The following is a 17,818-nucleotide window of genomic DNA, read 5'->3' on the forward strand; positions in this document are numbered from 1 at the left end:
CGTCCTGATGAACAAACCCCAAGACCACAGCGGCCCGCGCGACCCCTATTTTCTGAGTATCCAGGCTGCCTTGATCGGTGCTGGAATCGCATGGCCAACCCTGGTCATCGACAAGACCCGCCTGTCGGACAATGTGCGGACCCTGAAGACACACCTGCCCGCCGGCATGGGCTACCGCATCGTTGCGAAATCCCTGCCTTCCATCGGTCTCCTGTCGCATATCCGGGACCTGTCCGGCACCGACCGGCTGATGACCTTCAACCAGCCCATGCTGTCCAAACTCTCCGTCGATATGCCGGAGGCCAGCCAGCTTCTGGGCAAACCGCTGCCGATTCGCGCCACCCGTCAGTATTTCGAGACACTTCCCGCAGACGCCAGCGCGGCCGCGGACAAAGTCGAATGGCTGATCGATACGCCGGAGCGGCTTCAGCAATATGCTTCACTCGCGTCGGATATCGGCCGGCCCCTGAAGATCGTCCTCGAACTGGACGTCGGCCTGCACCGCGGCGGCTTCGAGCCCGGCCCCACACTGGGCGCCGCCATCGAGGCAATCGAGGCAGATCCAAATCTCATATTCAGCGGCTTCATGGGGTATGAGCCCCACATCCCTTCCCTGCCGACCGCGCTAGGCTGGCGGGACAAGGCGCTGAAGGGTGCATGGAACACTTATAATTCCGCCCTGGAACAGGCGGCCACGCTGATTGGTGCAGATCGCATGCCGGGCCTGACCCGTAATGCGGCGGGTAGCCCGACCTATCGTTACTATCAGTCCACCGATATTGCGAACGAGGTTTCGGCAGGGTCATGCCTCGTGAAGCCAACGCATTTCGACACGGAACTGCTGGAACCCCATCAACCGGCCAGCTTCATCGCAACGCCGGTGATCAAGTCATTCGACAAGACCCGCCTGCCCGGTCTCGAGTTTGCCACCGGACCGGCGGCTGCATGGAATCCCAACTCGAAAAAGACAGTTTTCATTCATGGCGGACATTGGCTGGCGGACCCCATCGATCCACCGGGCCTCGAATACAACAAGACGTTCGGCCGCTCCTCGAACCAGGAAATGCTGAATGGCGGTCCGGAATTGTCGATCCAGCCGGACGAGTTCGTTTTCTTCCGCCCGCAGCAAAGCGAAGCGGTCTTTCTGCAGTTCGGGGACATCGCGGTCTACGAAGACGGCGCCATCGTCGATACCTGGCCGGTTTTCCCCGTTTCGGCATAGTCGGGGATCAGGTTGGCAATCTCCAGCAAACCATGCCGGCCTTGGTAAACGCGCGCACCGTCTCCGTCCATTTTTCGCCACGAATCTGGTGTTTGTGCCGCCTCTGCGCGTCGAGCCGGGTGTCTATCGCACCACTCATCCGCATGCTAAGGCGACAGCCGCGCGACAGCTCAGGAAGGAGGGGCTCCCCCGTGAAACTGTTGAGACTGCCAATCTGTGCCGCACTCGTTATGGCGCTGGTCCCCGCACCAGCAAGCGCCGAACGTGAAGGGCGCGATGACATGACGGTTCTGGGCTATGTCGAAGACGTTCACGTCGGCAAGTTAGGCCTTGAAATGAAAGGAAAACTTGATACCGGCGCCGACTCATCCTCGATCTATGCGCGGGATGTGAAAGTCTACAAGAAATCCGGCAAGGATGACTGGGTCACCTTCCGGCTTCGCGGCAAGAACGGACGCACCGTGCGCTACGACCAGGATGTCCGCCGGTTCGCCCTCATCAAGCTGAAGACCGGCGGTACCATCCGGCGCCCCGTGATTCACCTGCCAATTTGCGTGGGCGGGGTTCGCGGCCTGGCTGAAGTCAATCTTGCCGACCGGGAGGACTTTGAATACGACATTCTGATCGGCCGCGAATTCCTCGCGTCCCGCGTCCTGGTCGATTCCGCATCGACTTTCATTGCTGACGACGAATGCAACGTACCCGAGCGTGACTAGTACATTCCACACCCGCCTTCTGGCCTTCGTGCTGACCGCGATCGCGATGACGATCTTCGGCATCAAGGTATTCCAGTACAATTACCCGCTCACACCGGGCACCCAGACGACAACCTGGGACTTCGAGGTCTATCTCGATTTCGATACCGCCAACCAGCCGGTTCGGATCGAAACATTCGTCCCGTCCAACAGCGACGCAAGGCGCGTGTCCCAGGAACAATACTATAATGGCGCCTTCGGGCTGCGCCTTGAAACGGACGGCGACAACGGACGCAAGGCGATCTGGACCTATCGCTATCCCAATGACCGCAAGGTGCTGCGCTACCGGGCGCGTCTCGAAGGGGAAACCCAGCGCTCCCCCCTCCCCGCCGAAATGCACCGCCCGGCAGACCGGGAACCGCCGGAATCGCTGAACGACCTCGAGCGCCAGGCCTTTCTCGTCTGGTCTTCCGACATGCGCCGGCGCTCTGCCGATGACGACTCCCTCGCGGAACTGATCCTTCAGGAAATCTTCGTTCAGAAAGACGCCGACGAAATCGAGGCGCTTCTTCCCGTCCTGCCCCCGCCACTCGACCGCCTGACCCTCGCTGCTGAAGCCCTGCAGAGTCAGGGAATCCGCGCCCGCGTCGCGAATGGCGTTTACCTCGATGAAGCCCGGCGCCGCACGGAAGTGCAGCATTGGCTGGAGTACCATGTCGAGGGACGCGACAAGCGCTACTTCATCGGCGCAGACCCGAAAGAGTTCTTCACCATCTGGTATGGCACGGAAGAAATGATCCGCGCGGACGGCGTGTTCGATTTCGAGCCACAGGTCTCGATCCAGCCGATCGACTCCTCGGCGTCAGATGTCGTGCGGAAAGCCGCCCGCGCAGACCGTACGCCCGTCGAACTGTTCAGCTTCGACCGTCTGCCCGTGACCACCCAGCTCGTCTATCAGGTGCTGATCACCATTCCGGCCGGCATCGTCCTGCTTGTGTTCATGCGGCAGTTCATCGGGATTGAGACGCTCGGAACCTTCATGCCGATCCTGATCGGGATCGCTTTTCGTGAGACGGCCCTGCTGAACGGCCTGATCCTGTTCACTCTGCTCGTGGCGCTCGGGCTTGCGATGCGCTTCTATCTTGAGAAGCTCCGATTGTTGCTGGTGCCCCGGCTCGGCGTCGTCCTGATCTTCATCGTGATCTGCATGGCGGTGATCGCGCAGATGTTCAACAGCGCCAATATGCGTATGGGCCTGTCCATATCGCTGTTCCCGATGGTCATCCTGACGATGACGATCGAGCGCATGTCGATCATGTGGGAAGAATACTCGCCAGAGGACGCCATCAAGGCCGGCGCCGGTTCGATGCTTGTTGCGTCGATCTCCTACCTGGTGATGACGAACAAGCACATCGAATACCTGCTGTTCAACTTCCCCGAACTGCTTCTAGTTCTGATGGCTGCCTGCCTGCTGATGGGCAAGTATACGGGCCTGCGCCTGAGTGAGATCCGGCGCTTCCGCGAACTCGCCAAGGAAGCCGAACCGAAATGATCAAGACGTGGCTTGGCCTCCGCCGGGCCGGCGTGCTCGGCATCAATGAGCGGAACCTCCGCCTCATCAATGATTACAATCCCCGCCGTCTGATGCGGCTGGTCGACGACAAGACCGAGACCAAGCGCCTCGCCAATGCCGCCGGCATCCAGACTCCGGAACTCTACGGCCTCATCCGCAGCCCGGCGGAGATGCGCAAGCTCGAGTCGCTGCTCAATCATCCGGACGGTTGCGTCATCAAGCCGGCCAATGGGTCCCAGGGCAACGGGATCCAGGTGATCCTCGGGCCGATGCGCGGCGGCTGGCGGCGTTCCAACGGGCAGCGGGCCCTGCTTGAAGACCTGAAGTTCCACGTCAACAACATCCTGTCCGGCATGTATTCCCTGTCCGGCCAGCCCGACATCGCCATGATCGAATACCGGGTGAAGTTCGATGACGTCTTCGACCCGATCAGTTTCGGCGGCGTACCGGACATCCGCATCATCGTGCTGCGGGGGATTCCCTTCGTCGCCATGGTGCGCCTGCCCACCGCCGAGTCCGATGGCAAGGCGAACCTTCACAAGGGCGGCGTCGGCGTCGGTCTCGATCTGGTCACTGGCCGGACCCTTTACGGCATGCAGAAGGGCAAGACGACAGACATCCATCCGGACACGGCCAATCCTTTGAGCAACATTTCAGTCCCGCACTGGGACGATATGTTGCTGATGGCCGCGAAAGCCTACGACGTGACGGGGCTCGGCTATCTCGGCGCCGATATCGTGCTCGACAAGGGCAAAGGCCCGATGATGCTTGAGCTGAACGCCCGCCCGGGGCTCGCCATCCAGGTGGCAAACCGGATGGGAGTACGTCCGCTGGTCGAAGCCTGCATGATAGCAGACATCGAAGGCCTGGATGCAGAGCAGCGCGTCGCGCTCGGCAAGAAGCTCTACCGGGAACACGTGCCGGATACCGCGCTGGTTTGATATCTCAGTCGGAAAAAGAGAAATCCGGCAGCGACTTGAACGCCAGTTTCAGGGCATCACCCCAGCTGCTCGAAACCGTCTGGAAGTATGGATCATCCTCTTCGACACGCCGGCGGTGGGAGACCTGAAATGCGCCCTCCGCAACGACTTGAAGGTCCAGCGGCATGCCGACCGACAAGTTCGCCTTGAGGGTCGAGTCAAAGGAGACATAGAGCAGCTTGATCGCTTCCTCGAAACTCATGTCCGGATCATAAGCGCGCAGCAGGATCGGCCGGCCATACTTGGTTTCACCGATCTGGAAGAAGGGCGTCTCCTCGCTCGCCTCAATGAAATTCCCTTCCGGGTAAATCATGAAAAGACGAGGCCCGATTCCGGCGATCTGACCGCCAACGATCATCGTCGCGCCATAGTCGGCCTCCGATTCCGGGCCGGTCATCTTCTGCGTCTTGATCACTTCCTTGAGCGTATCGCCGATAATATTGGCGACCTGGAACATGGTGGGGGCTTCCAGCAGGCTTGGCCTGCGTTCCTGCGGCGCCTTGGTCCGCTCATCGAGGAGGCTGATCACAGCCTGGGATGTTGCGAGGTTCCCCGCCGTCAGAACGGTAATGACCCGCTCACCCGGTTCTTCCCAGGTGAACATCTTCCGGAACCTGGAGATGTTGTCGACACCCGCATTCGTGCGCGTGTCTGACATGAAGATGAGCCCCGCATTGAGCCGCATCGCCACGCAATATGTCACTTCGAACCTCTTCGGACCCGTTTATTATTGTTGAACCTGGACGCTGACCGACAACACTTCCTGTTCGCCGCCATACATCACCCCTGTCAGTGGACCAGCTTCGCGATAGTCGAGGCCTGTTGCAACCTGAATGTACCGTTCGTCGGGACAAACCCTGTTGGCTGCATCAAATCCGACCCATCCAAGCCCTTCGACCCATGCTTCTGCCCAGGCATGTCCTGCTTCCTGATCAACCCGGTCCAGCATCATCATGTAGCCGCTCACATACCGGGCCGGGAAACCCATCAACCGCGCCGCGGCAGTGAAGATATGCGCATGGTCCTGGCAAACGCCATGGCCGATTTCGAGGGCTTCCTCGGCAGTCGTATCCGGCCCGGTCGGGTCCGTATCATAGACAACCGTTTCTGCGATCAGGTTCATCAGGCCGTGCAGCGTCTCAAGATTAAGTGCCGGATCCTTGCCCAGTTCGGAAACCAGGCCGCGGACACCCTTCCCCGCTTTCGTGAGGGGCGTGAAGCGGCGGTAAAGCCAGAGCGGCGGCACCATCCTGTTGCTGGTCAGAACACCGGCGGTGTCACGCGTTTCAACCTCTCCCTTGCAGGAAATCGAAACCCGCTTCGCTTCCGGTTCGATGGAGACGAGGTCCACAAGGTTACCGTGATGGTCGACATATTGCGCTTCACATGTCGCGCCTTCCAGAACGAGATCCCATGAAATCACCGTCTGCGCATCGGTATCGTGCGGACGTTTGCGCACCTGATGGAGCGCATAGACTGCTGCCTTTTCATAGTCATAGACTGTGGTGTGATCGATGCGCAGTCTCATGGCCTACTCGTTGAACCTGTAGTCAGTTTCGATCTGGGCGGAGAACGCCGCATTTTGCGCCATGAAGCTGGTGAGGAATTCGTGGAGCCCCTCCTCAAAGACCCGCGCAATGTTCAAGGCCGTCAGCCGGTTTTCCTGCCGGATCGCCAGCTCATGCGCCGGCGTGCTTTCGCCATACTCCTCGGCAAGCCTGCCCAGATATTCCGTGATCATATCATAGCAGAAAGCCAGGGACCGCGGCAGGCGCGCATCGAAGATCAGGAAATCGGCAATGGCGGGCGGGCTGACAGTTCCACCATGCAGCCAGTAGAAACTGCGCTCTGCCGATGCTGATCGCAGGATCATCTCCCACTGGACATTGTCCAGCGAAGACCCGATCGAAGCGCTGGACGGCAGCAGCACGTAATATTTCGTATCCAGAATTCGAGCCGTGTTGTCGGCGCGCTCCACCAATGTCCCGATCTGGATGAAGTTGTAGATATCATTGCGCAGCATCGTACCGGTGACTGCGCCGCGGACCTGCGCCCCCTGCCGTCGTACCAGGGACAGGATTTCCGGCAAATCCCGTTCCGGCACCGGACGGCGCAGCGCATCGCGCACGCTCATCCAGGCATCATTGATCGCTTCCCAGACCTCCCGGGTCAGGGCTGTCCGTGTCATCCGCGCATTCTCTCGCGCCGTATGGAAGGCACAGAGGACACTGTTGGGGTTTTCCTTGTCACGCAGGATGAAATCCAGGATCTTGTCTGACCGGATGGTCTCATGCTTTTCCAGATAGGCTTGCTGGCATCCGGCTGTTGTAACGACAGACCGCCATTCTTCCGTATCGGACTCGGCCCGCGTGAGCGCCAGGCGAAACCCTGCTTCGGCCAGGCGGGATGTATTCTCCGCCCTTTCCAGGTAACGGGCCAGCCAGAAGAGACCGGCAGCTGTGCGACCGAGCATCACCCCTAATCCCCCTTCAGGACCCAGGTGTCCTTGGTTCCGCCGCCCTGGCTGGAATTCACCACCAGGGAGCCTTTCTTCATGGCCACGCGTGTCAGTCCGCCCGGTGTCACCTCCACCCCGTCCGGTGAAACGAGCACGAACGGACGCAGATCGACGTGACGGGGGGCAAGACCTGCTTTTGTCAGCACCGGGACGGTTGACAGCGCCAGTGTCGGCTGGGCGATGTAGTTTTCCGGCCTGGCCACCAGCTTGGCCCGGAAGGCCTTCAGCTCCGCCTTGCTGGCGGCAGGTCCGACCAGCATGCCGTATCCGCCGGACCCGTGCACTTCCTTGACCACCAGCTCTTCCAGATGGTCCAGGACATAGGAGAGCGCTTCCTTTTCTGCACAGCGCCACGTTGGCACATTCTTGAGGATCGGCTTCTGCCCCGTATAGAACTCCACGATTTCAGGCATGTAGGAATAGATGGCCTTGTCATCGGCAATGCCGGTGCCCGGCGCATTCGCGATGGTGATGCCGCCCGCCCGATAGATGTCGAATATGCCAGCTACACCCAGCAGGGAGTCCGGCCGGAAATTCAAAGGGTCCAGGAAATCATCGTCGATCCGGCGGTAAATCACATCGACCGGCTCGTAACCACGCGTCGTGCGCATGGCGATGCGGCCATCGGCGACCCGAAGGTCATGTCCCTCGACCAGTTCGACACCCATCTGGTCCGCCAGGAAGGCGTGTTCGAAATAGGCTGAATTATGGATACCCGGCGTCAGCACCGCCACGTTGGGCCGCTTACCGTCGGCAGCGGGCGGACCGCACCGCTCCAGCGACCGGCGCAGCATGCTTGGATATTGCTGAACCGGCTCCACCCGGATGTGCGAGAAGAGCTCGGGGAACATCTTCAGCATCGTCTCGCGGTTTTCCAGCATGTAGGAAACGCCGCTTGGCGTGCGGGCATTGTCCTCCAGCACGAAGAATTCGTTCGGGCCGGTGCGGACCAGGTCCACACCCACAATATGCGTGTAAATCCCGCCAGGCGGATCCATGCCGATCATGCGCGGCAGGAAGGCATCGTTTTCACGGATCAGGCGTTCCGGCACGCGGCCCGCCCGGATAATCTCCTGCCGGTGATAGATATCATGCAGGAACGCATTGATCGCCTTTACCCGCTGTTCGATCCCGCGAACCAGGTTCGCCCACTCTCCTGCCCCGATGATGCGCGGGATCAGGTCAAACGGGATCAGGCGCTCGTCGGCTTCGGCCTCGCCATAGACATTGAACGTGATACCGGTGCGCCGGAAGAAGGCTTGCGCTTCAGCGGATTTCTTCAGGAGCGCCGGCCGGCTCATCTCCTGCAGCCAGTTTGAATAAGCCGAATAGGGTCCGCGCACGTTTCCGTCGAACCCGTCCATTTCATCAAAGAATTGAGGTGCCTCTCCCATAAACCCCACAACACACGCAAGGCTGTGCCCGGTCAAGCCGCCCCATCAGGCACAGCCGTGCCCCGCTGAGGTCGCCGCGCTTTGAAGAAAGCCGCACCAGCGCTGCCCAATATTTGGGCAAACTGCTTACATCGCCTGGCTCCAGGACCGCGAAAGCAAGGCGGCGGAGTTGATGATGCCGACCATGCAATAGGTCTGCGGGAAGTTGCCCCACAGCTCTCCGGTGTCGGTATCCACGTCTTCCGAGAGCAGGCCGAGATGGTTGCGTGCCGCCAGCAACGCCTCGAAGACACGCCGGGCTTCTTCTGTCTCGCCAATCCGGTGCAGCGCATCCACCAGCCAGAAGGTACAGGCGGTAAAGGCGGTCTTCGGTTTCCCGAAATCATCCGTCACCTTGTAGCGGTAGACATGGTCGCCTTCGCGCAAATCCCGGTTGATGACCTGCACGGTGGACACGTAACGCGGGTCATCCGCGGCGATGAAGCCGATCTCTGCCATCAGCAGGACGGACGCATCGAGGTCCTCTCCGCCGAAGGCTGCCGTGAATGCACCGACCTCTTCGTTCCAGGCCTTCTCAAGGATCGTCCCGTGGATGATATCGGCCCGCTCGCGCCAGTAATCTGCCCGCGCCGGCAGGCCCAGATGTGCCGCGATTTTCGCCAGCCGGTCACAGGCCGCCCAGCACATGATGGCAGAAGACGTGTGCACATGCGCGATCGTCCGGAATTCCCAGATGCCGGCGTCCGGCGTATCGTGAACCGCGAATGCCCGCTCGCCAACGGGCTCCAGCTGCTCGAATTCCGTCAGGCCCGGCCGCTTCATCAATCGCGTGTCGAAGAAACTCTGCGCCACCCCAAGCACAACTTGTCCGTAGACGTCATGCTGGACGTGCTCGGCCGCCTGATTGCCGACCCGCACCGGGCCCATACCGCGATAGCCGGGAAGCTGTTTGGCAAAATCTTCGGATAGGTCTGCTTCCAGGCCAATTCCATAGACCGGCTGGATGTGCCCCCCTTTTGACTGGGCCACAATATTCCGGACCCAGCGCATATAGTGTTCAAGCGTTCCCATGCCGGACAACCGGTTCAGTGCTGTCACCGTGAAATAGGCATCCCGGATCCAGCAATACCGGTAATCCCAGTTCCGCTCAGACCCTTCATGTTCAGGAACAGACGTCGTGAGCGCGGCGACGATACCGCCCGTCTCCTCATAGACGCACAGCTTCAGCGTGATCGCCGCGCGGATGACGGCCTGCTGCCACTCGAACGGCACAGCCAGGCTGCGCGCCCAGCGCTTCCAGTAGAGACGCGTACGCTCTTCCCAGTCGCGCGCGATGACTTCCGGATGATCGGACAGGGATTCGTCTGCCCCCAAAATAAAGGCGGCTTCACGATCCAGAATGAAGCTGGTTCCCGACAGGATGTAGGAAACCGGTGCGTCCGTCGTGACGCGAAATCCGAGCTCTTCGTCAATGAAGCGGACGTGATTGACGCCGCGGACAGGCTTCAGCTTCCGCCCGCCCCAATCCGTTTCCGGCGTCAGCGTAATCCGCATGCGCGGCGTGCCCGCAAGGACGCGGAACCGGCGCACCAATGCTGCCGGGCGGAACATGCGCCCCTGATTCTCGAACCGGGGCGCGAAATCGACAATCTCGACAATCGCGCCATCACGGGATTCGAGTCGCGTTCGCAGGATGGCGCTGTTGTGGTCGTAAGACTGTGTGCGGGACGCAAGGTCTTCCATCCAGACGGAAAATGCGCCGCCACCCCCCAGAAGCTGGTTGAACACCGGCTGGCCATCGAAGCGCGGAAGGCAGGCCCATTGATAATCACCGCGCGAATTGATCAGGGCGGCAATCGTGCCATTTCCCACGATTCCAAGATCCAGTCCGCTCATGTCCCTGCCAGCTCCTTCAGATACGCATGTACAGCATCGACGTTTTCCAGCCGGCACCGGGCAACGGTGTCACCTGCGCCGACCTTGACCGTCAACCCACCGAGGCGATTGGCCGCCCTGAAAGCATCCTCATCGGTCGTATCGTCACCAATCATGACCGGACGGCGCCCGGCAAAAGGGACTTCCTGCATCATATGGGCCAGCGCGCGGCCCTTGTTGGCGTTTTCAGGCTTGGCTTCGAAAACGAACTTTCCGTGCTGTATGCGGTATCCTGCATCGGACAGTCCCGCTTCCGCCAATGCGCGGCCGAGCCGGTCTGCCGAATCCGGCGCCTGCCGGTAGTGAAGGGCAAGAACCGGCCCCTTGGTTTCGACACGCGTCCCATGGAACATCGCACTGATTGTCTCGATCGCACCGCGCACGGCATCGGGCGCGGCAGCGCGCGCTTCCGGCGCCGCTTCATCCGGCCTCAGGGGGATCAGCCCGTGATTTCCAATGCGCCACAGTCCACCGGGAACGCGGCGCGCAAGATCACCCGCATCCCGGCCGGAAAGAATCGCGAGCGCTCCTCCCAGACGGCTGCCGATCAGCTCAAGCACCCTGTCCATGCCGGGCGCGAGAAACACCGTATCCGGATCGTCCTGCAACCCGGCCAGCGTTCCATCGAAATCAAGAAATAGCGCGTCGTCCGCGGTCAGCGGCGGCGGTGCAATGCCCTGCCCTGTCATGAAAGTACCGGAACCTCGGCATCGGCGGGGACCGCGTTCAGGAACCGCTGCCGCCACCAGGTCAGATCCTGCATCCGGAGACCCTCCATCAGATTGCGCCACCGGGTCTTGCGCTCTTCCAACGGCATATGGATCGCCTGATAGACAGCTTCCGAAATGGCGCTCGCATCATACGGATTTACGATCAGCGCGTCCCGCATCTGCTCGGCTGCGCCGGCAAACTGGGACAGGACCAGAACCCCCGGATCCGCCGGATCCTGTGCCGCGATGAATTCCTTCGCGACCAAGTTCATCCCATCCTGCAAGGGTGTGACAAGGCACACCTTCGCCTGCCGGTAGAGGCCGGCAATTTCATCCCGGTCATAGCCGCGTGCGAGATACCGGATCGGGATCCAGTCGAGATCGCCATAGTCGCCATTGATCCGGCCGGACAATTCATCGAGCTGCTGGCGCAATTGCTGGTAGCCCTCGACGACAGAGCGCGATGGCGGAGCGATCTGGGTAAAGGAAATACGCCCATGCACATCGGGATGACGGTCGAACAGGTCTGCCATCCCTTCGAAGCGCTGGATCAGCCCCTTGGAATAATCCATCCGGTCGACACCGAGGACGAGCTGGCGGTTGCCGAGAAACTTGTTGAGTTTCGACGCTGCTGACTGCGCCTCATCGCACGTCGCGGCTTCTACAAAGGGATCGACATCGATGCCGATCGGACAATGCAGCAGGCGGACGGTCCGTTCCCCCACCCTGAACCGCCCATCAGGCAATTCTTCTGCGCCGAACTCTTCTTCCAGGTAGCGGGCAAGATTGTAGAGATCCCTGCCGGTCTGCACGCCGACGACATCATAGGCGCACATGGCTTCCCCGAGTTCCCTGTGTTGCGGAATGGCGCGGAAGGCATCCGGCGCTGGAAACGGGATGTGCAGGAACCAGCCGAGGCGCCCCTGCCAGCCGCGCTGGCGCATCATCTTGCCGAGCAGGAAGAAATGATAATCGTGGACCCAGACAAAATCATCCGGGCGGGCCTCCTGAACCGCGATCCGGGCAAATTTCTCGTTCACGGACCGGTAATTGCGATACGTATCGGCTTCGAACACGGCGAGATCGATCCGGTTGTGCATGACCGGCCAGAGCACCGAATTCGCATAGGCGAGGTAGAACCCGTCATACTGACGTCGCGACAGGTCGCTCAGCGCAAACTGGACCCCCTCCTCCTCGACATAATTGACCCGGGCGGTTTCAAAATCGAGGACCCGACCAGACCAGCCGATCCACAACCCCTTGGTTTCCACCAGGGTTTCCCAAAGCGCCACGGCGAGCCCGCCCGCCTTGCTTTCACTGCCTGCAGCCGTCCGGTTGGAGATGGCGACCAGACGCCCGGGCGGCTTGGCCGATGTGTCTGCCTGTACGCTTGTCATCGGTTCTTTCCTGTTGAGTCACTTTTAGGCCGCTCCGTGTCGCGACCCAACCTCCACGAGGCGAATTCTTTCTCCAATAGCAGCTTCGCCTAGAAATATGACAGCCGTTGCGCCGCTTTCCATGTGGGTGAGCCCCCCTCCCCGCACTGAGCCCGGGAGGGACCCGCACAATATAATGGAGTCCGGCAGAAGCCGTGCCGTTACGGTCCCCTCAGGCAGCGGCCCGGCGACAGGCTTCATCATGAAAACAAAGCTGAAGAAGGCTGGGATTCCCCGTTGACGACAGCGCCGCGGGCTTATACATCCGCGCCTTCCAATCCTGTGCCCAGATGGCGGAATTGGTAGACGCGCACGGTTCAGGTCCGTGTGCCGCAAGGCGTGGAGGTTCGAGTCCTCTTCTGGGCACCAGTACCATATTCGTGTGCATTTTTCAGCATCCGCAGACGTCCATAAAAATCAATAAAAACAGATACTTAGTTGGTCTTCGTGTCCACGAGTGCTCTCTCGTGTCCGCCTCCGTCCTGATCGAAGTCTGGTACGGCCTCTGGTAGTATGGTACAGAATGAGGGTCACTAAACCTACCCGTACCATACCATGCCCCTAACTGACCTGAAAATTCGAAGCCTTAAGCCCGAAGACAAGCCGCGCCGTTACACTGATGGCGGCAATCTGTTTGTCGAAGTGCGCCCCAATGGCTCCAAGCTCTGGCGCTATGCCTACAAGTTCGACGGCAAACAAAAGCTGATGGCGCTCGGCCCTTATCCGGACATCTCGCTCGCCAAGGCCCGCGAGAAGCGCACCGAAGCACGCGCCTTGCTACTAGATGGTATCGACCCCATGCTGCAGGCCAAGGTCGACAAGCTTGAACAGAAGGCGCTGACCGAAGACACCTTCTCCGCGCTCGCCGCCGAACTGCTTGACAAGAACCGCCGCGAGGGCCTTGCTGAAACCACCCTGTCAAAGAAGGCATGGCTGATTGGCATCGCCAATGCCGACCTTGCCGACCTGCCCGTCACGCAGATCAAGCCGACCCATGTCCTCGTCCCGCTTCGCAAGGTGGAGGCGGAAGGCAATTACGAAACTGCTCGCCGCCTGCGCGCCGTGATTTCTCAGGTCTTCCGTTATGCCGTCGCCACCGCCCGCTGTGAGCATGATCCGACCGCTGGCCTGCGCGGCGCGCTAATCACGCCGAAGGTCACTCATCGCCCCGCAATCGTGGACCGGGACAAGTTCGCAGGCCTCATTCGCGCGATCTGGTCCTATGACGGCGCGATCGAGACCAAAGCGGGCTTGCAGCTCATGGCCCTGCTTTATCCTAGGCCGGGCGAGTTGCGCCTCTCCACATGGGACGAATACGACCTCAAGAAGCGCACCTGGACCATTCCCGCCGCGCGTACCAAGATGCGCCGCGAACACAGAAAGCCCCTGCCGGGCGCAGCGGTGGACATCCTGAAGCGCCTCCACACCATCACCGGCAACGAGCCTTACGTCTTCGTCTCGCAGCTCTCACGCGGCAAGCCGATCAGCGAGAACACGCTCAACGGCTCGCTGCGCCGTCTCGGCTACAAAAAGGACGAAATGACCTCCCACGGCTTTCGCGCCAGCGCCTCAAGCCTGCTCAACGAAAGCAACAAATGGCACCCCGACGCCATCGAAGCCGAACTCGCCCACATGGGCGCCGACCAGGTCCGCAAAGCCTACCACCGCGCAACGTATTGGGATCAGCGCGTCGAAATGGCCGAATGGTGGGCGGGCGAGGTGCTGGGCTTCGTAAATTGATCCTTATCTGGAATTGCCTAGTGAGCGGGCCTCAACCTCTATCTGTTGACTGCGTGCACGAAACGAATGTCGCGCTCGCCATGCCTGTTGAGCCTAGTCTATTAACTATTTCGCAGTTATGATTCACGGAGGGAGAACTAGTTTGTTATGGCATCCGCTCAGCAACTCATCGGCCTCGTAAAGAGCCACGCAGAAGGTGATTCAGATCGATTTTTTGATCTGGCAATGCAGCTTTCTGCAATCGAGGAGCAAAAGGGGCACAAACGTTTAGCGGAACAGCTTCGACAGTGGGCCGAAGCTGGCCAAAAGGTACCGGCGAGCCGCAGACCTGAGGTTACGCCAATTGCCACGCCGCGTGGTGATTTAGGTCAGTTTCTAGCAGCGTCGTATCCTTCTGAACGGCTAAACGATGTGATTCTACCTTCAAGAATAGAAGATGAACTTGCACACATAGTAATAGAAACTCGGATGCGGGAAAAGCTTGAAGCAAAGGGCCTCAAGCCTCGGCGACGCGTTTTGCTTTCTGGCCCACCAGGAACCGGCAAAACTTTGAGTGCTTCGGCTTTGGCTGGCGAACTTCAGTACCCGCTGTTTTCTGTGATGTTACACGGCCTCATCACGAAATTTATGGGTGAGACTGCTCAAAAACTCAAAATGGTGTTCGACGCCATCAAAACCACACGCGGCGTGTATTTATTCGACGAAATCGACGCGCTTGCGGCATCTCGCGGCAACGACAACGACGTAGGAGAGGCCCGCCGAGTCCTAAATTCTTTCCTCCAGTTTCTGGATGAAGACACTGGCCCATCTATTGTCATCGCTACGACAAATCTTCCTGAAATACTGGATCGTGCCGTTTTACGCCGCTTCGATATCGTACTGCCATATCAATTGCCGGATGGGCCTTCGATCAAAAGCGCACTCGAGCGTCGTCTCATCGGATTTTCGACTTCTCGAATGGCTTGGAAGCGAGTGATAGATGCTGCGCTGGGGCTATCGACAGCTGATGTTGTAGCAGCTGCTGAAGACGCGGCCCGCCGTGCGGTGCTTGCCGACTCGGGTAAAATTGCGACACAGGATTTGATCAATGCTCTCGAACGACGTCGGTCGCTGCAAGGAATAGGGACTGACGACAATGGTACGAAAACTTCGACATTTTCATCTGCGCGATCTGGGAAGAGCTCGCCCGTTCAAAGCGAAGGGCGGGGGCGGAACAAAAAGACCAAGTGACGTAGCGAACCGGGCGGCCCACGCTCAAGCCCTTCTTCAGGCAATTGACTTGCTTCCAGATATAGAAGTCGCCAACCTGCCAGGAGTTTATCTTGAGTTTACGTCACGCCCCAACGAGCGCCTAAAAAGGGATAGCCTCGACGCCAGCGATCTTAAGCTTCTTCGCATTGGAAGCGGCGCGGGCGACGGCGCAAATCAGGAGCAGGCTACAGTATTTGCGACTGCCAAAGGCATCGAAAAGCTCCGAAAAAAAGTTGATCAGTTTCGAACCGAGGACACTCCTGAAAGAGAGAAGAATGGCCAACTCATTCCTGGCCGTCCAAAAAATGCAGATCTTGTTCAAAGCGTTGAAGCAATTACGGAAGCCGGACTACGTGCATTGTGGCGCAGTCCAGCCGACAACTTCCCCAACGATGAGCAGGCAACAAACTGGGAAGTGTGGTTGGAGCCCTCAACCGCAGAACAATTCGTTCAGCGAGCTGAGGAACATGGCGTCTCCGTTGGCCAACAACGCCTCCTTTTCCCTGAAGATGTAGTTGTCATCGCCAATGGAACTCGCAATTCTCTCGCCACTGCCATTCGACGGATTGGCGGCGTACGAGCGTTAGCGGCTCCCACCGTTACAGCCGATTTCTTCGACGCAATGGACGTTGATGAGCAAGCTCAGTGGGTAGGCGAACTTCTTCAAAGGACAAATTTTCATCCGAACGCGGATACTGGATATGTTACCCTTATGGACACGGGTGTCAGCCGGGCGCATCCACTAGTTCAACCAGCACTAGCCGCGGCTGATCGGTACGCTGCCAACTTTGCTTGGGGCGTGGAAGATGTTCGGGGACACGGCACACAGATGGCGGGTTTGGCGCTGTATGGCGATCTGACGCCTAACCTGAATCAGAATGGTCCCGTTGCAGTAAGCAATAGACTAGAATCGGTAAAGCTATTGCCAGATGCGGGTGCAAACCCTCATCATCTGTTGGGCGCCGTCACTCGGGACGGGGTGGATGTTGTTGAGCAGACGCATCCGCGCCGTCGCACTTTCACTTTGGCTACAACTACTGGAGAAGACACGCCCCATGATGGCGCACCCACCTCTTGGTCCAGTGAAATTGACCAACTCTCTGCCGGGGTGTCGGGTCAACGCCGCATAAAGCGCCTGATTTTGGTATCAGCAGGCAATACCGATAATTTTTCGTTTGGGGCGGGGAATTACCTAAGCACATGCGATCATGAAGATAACGAAATCGAGTCGCCGGCCCAAGCATGGAACGCCATTGCCGTCGGCGCGTACACCGAGAAAACGCAGTTACCAGCCGACGAGCAAGCCAAACCGGTTGCGCCATTTGGCGATCTTTCGCCTGCTTCTCGCACTGCGTCTTGGTCTTCCATTTGGCCCTTAAAGCCTGACGTAGTGCTTGAAGGTGGAAACTGGGCTTTAAGCGCCGCCCCCCCACCGATGCGTCATGGGTGGTTGTCGCTTCTAACGACGCACCACAATTATCCAACTCGGTCATTCGCATTTAGTCATGATACCAGTGCCGCGACGGCTTTGGCGGCGAAAAGCATAACCGAACTCTGGTCTGATTATCCTGAATTATGGCCAGAAACCGTTCGCGCTCTGTATGTATCATCGGCTCGTTGGAATCAGCAGATGAAATCTCATCTGCCTGCAGCACCTCAGAAGGGCGACTTCGCGTCTTTGTTCAAACGCTATGGTTATGGCATTCCGGACCTTAGTCGAGCACGGCGAAGCGCATCAAACGCACTAACGTTGATCGTCGAAGATGCCATCACGCCCTATGGCCTGTCAGAAAAAACTGGCGGTGATGTTCACAACGAAATGAAACTATTCACGTTACCTTGGCCCGTTGAAGAGTTGCGCAAGCTCGGAAACACAGAGATTACACTTCGTGTGGCCCTGAGTAGTTTCGTCGCCCCCAATCCATCTGAGGCATCACGCGGTTCGAAGTATCGCTATGCGTCGCACAATCTTCGTTTCAAGTTGAATCGCGCCGACGAGAACGCAGACAGGTTCATAGCCAGAATTAGTAAGATTGCTGACAATCCAGAAGGACCGCAGAGTATAGAAGACGATCTTTGGGAGTTCGGTTCCAACCGTCGCGATGTCGGGTCACTTCACATCGACCAACTGACTTGCCGAGCCTCTGACCTAGCCCGCCGAAATCTCATCGCGGTGCACCCTGTGACCGGCTGGTGGAAATCCAAAGTTTTGCTTAAAGACAGCCTCCCGGAAGTCCGCTTTTCGTTGGTGGTCGAAATTGATGCCGAGCACGTCGAAACCGAGCTCTACGTCGAAGTGCAGGCGGCTATTGACGCTGCTGTTGCGGCTCGCGCAGCAATCGCAGTTTGATTGTCAGCATTTCA

The 17,818-nt window shown here is 59.0% G+C and carries 14 protein-coding genes and 1 tRNA gene; 8 read left to right on the forward strand and 7 right to left on the reverse strand.

What is annotated here, in order from left to right; genetic code table 11:
• Nucleotides 1–7: 7 nt before the first annotated feature.
• The 4 genes from R3C98_RS02105 to R3C98_RS02120 all read left to right on the forward strand — a co-directional run bounded on the left by R3C98_RS02105 (nt 8) and on the right by R3C98_RS02120 (nt 4,431).
• Nucleotides 8–1,222 carry an alanine racemase gene (locus R3C98_RS02105; protein WP_371312473.1) on the forward strand — a complete coding sequence of 405 codons (1,215 nt, stop codon included), beginning with the start codon at nt 8–10 and terminating at the stop codon, nt 1,220–1,222.
• A gap of 191 nt (nt 1,223–1,413) precedes the next feature.
• Nucleotides 1,414–1,938: an ATP-dependent zinc protease gene (locus R3C98_RS02110; protein WP_371312474.1), complete on the forward strand. Its 525-nt coding sequence runs from the start codon at nt 1,414–1,416 to the stop codon at nt 1,936–1,938.
• Entirely contained in the window at nt 1,931–3,469 is a 1,539-nt protein-coding gene (locus R3C98_RS02115) for a UUP1 family membrane protein (protein WP_371312475.1), read from the forward strand. Before R3C98_RS02110 ends, R3C98_RS02115 begins: the two co-directional genes overlap by 8 nt.
• A complete protein-coding gene (locus R3C98_RS02120; RefSeq protein ID WP_371312476.1) occupies nt 3,466–4,431 on the forward strand; it encodes an alpha-L-glutamate ligase-like protein in 966 nt (321 codons plus the stop codon). Before R3C98_RS02115 ends, R3C98_RS02120 begins: the two co-directional genes overlap by 4 nt.
• A gap of 4 nt (nt 4,432–4,435) precedes the next feature.
• On the opposite strand, the gene R3C98_RS02125 is transcribed toward R3C98_RS02120, so the two are convergent.
• From R3C98_RS02125 to R3C98_RS02155, 7 genes are all read right to left on the reverse strand, one after another.
• Complete coding sequence (locus tag R3C98_RS02125) at nt 4,436–5,173, reverse strand: peptidase (RefSeq protein WP_371312477.1); 738 nt, start codon at nt 5,171–5,173, stop codon at nt 4,436–4,438.
• Nucleotides 5,174–5,197: 24 nt separating this feature from the next.
• Complete coding sequence (locus R3C98_RS02130; RefSeq protein ID WP_371312478.1) at nt 5,198–5,998, reverse strand: transglutaminase domain-containing protein; 801 nt, start codon at nt 5,996–5,998, stop codon at nt 5,198–5,200.
• 3 nt (nt 5,999–6,001) lie between these two features.
• A complete protein-coding gene (locus R3C98_RS02135) occupies nt 6,002–6,943 on the reverse strand; it encodes an alpha-E domain-containing protein (RefSeq protein ID WP_371312479.1) in 942 nt (313 codons plus the stop codon).
• A gap of 5 nt (nt 6,944–6,948) precedes the next feature.
• Entirely contained in the window at nt 6,949–8,382 is a 1,434-nt protein-coding gene (locus R3C98_RS02140; RefSeq protein WP_371312480.1) for a circularly permuted type 2 ATP-grasp protein, read from the reverse strand.
• Nucleotides 8,383–8,508: 126 nt separating this feature from the next.
• A complete protein-coding gene (locus R3C98_RS02145; RefSeq protein ID WP_371312481.1) occupies nt 8,509–10,278 on the reverse strand; it encodes a glycoside hydrolase family 15 protein in 1,770 nt (589 codons plus the stop codon).
• Entirely contained in the window at nt 10,275–11,006 is a 732-nt protein-coding gene (otsB, locus tag R3C98_RS02150) for a trehalose-phosphatase (RefSeq protein WP_371312482.1), read from the reverse strand. The genes R3C98_RS02145 and otsB overlap by 4 nt, the downstream gene beginning before the upstream one ends.
• The gene (locus R3C98_RS02155) at nt 11,003–12,424 is read right to left on the reverse strand and encodes a trehalose-6-phosphate synthase (RefSeq protein ID WP_371312483.1); all 1,422 of its coding nucleotides are present in this window, start codon (nt 12,422–12,424) and stop codon (nt 11,003–11,005) included. Before R3C98_RS02155 ends, otsB begins: the two co-directional genes overlap by 4 nt.
• A 323-nt stretch (nt 12,425–12,747) precedes the next feature.
• Between R3C98_RS02155 and R3C98_RS02160 the strand changes: the two genes are divergently transcribed.
• The 4 genes from R3C98_RS02160 to R3C98_RS02175 all read left to right on the forward strand — a co-directional run bounded on the left by R3C98_RS02160 (nt 12,748) and on the right by R3C98_RS02175 (nt 17,804).
• A tRNA-Leu gene (locus tag R3C98_RS02160) sits at nt 12,748–12,832 on the forward strand.
• Between the two features lie 186 nt (nt 12,833–13,018).
• The gene (locus R3C98_RS02165; protein WP_291075188.1) at nt 13,019–14,203 is read left to right on the forward strand and encodes an integrase arm-type DNA-binding domain-containing protein; all 1,185 of its coding nucleotides are present in this window, start codon (nt 13,019–13,021) and stop codon (nt 14,201–14,203) included.
• A 147-nt stretch (nt 14,204–14,350) separates the two neighbouring features.
• Nucleotides 14,351–15,433, forward strand: coding sequence for an AAA family ATPase (locus R3C98_RS02170; protein ID WP_291075189.1), 1,083 nt, complete (start codon nt 14,351–14,353; stop codon nt 15,431–15,433).
• 49 nt (nt 15,434–15,482) lie between these two features.
• Nucleotides 15,483–17,804: a S8 family peptidase gene (locus R3C98_RS02175; RefSeq protein WP_291075190.1), complete on the forward strand. Its 2,322-nt coding sequence runs from the start codon at nt 15,483–15,485 to the stop codon at nt 17,802–17,804.
• Nucleotides 17,805–17,818: the final 14 nt, after the last annotated feature.

Origin of the sequence: Hyphomonas sp. (genome assembly GCF_041398465.1) — a bacterium.
In the GTDB taxonomy this organism is placed as follows: Bacteria; Pseudomonadota; Alphaproteobacteria; order Caulobacterales; family Hyphomonadaceae; genus Hyphomonas.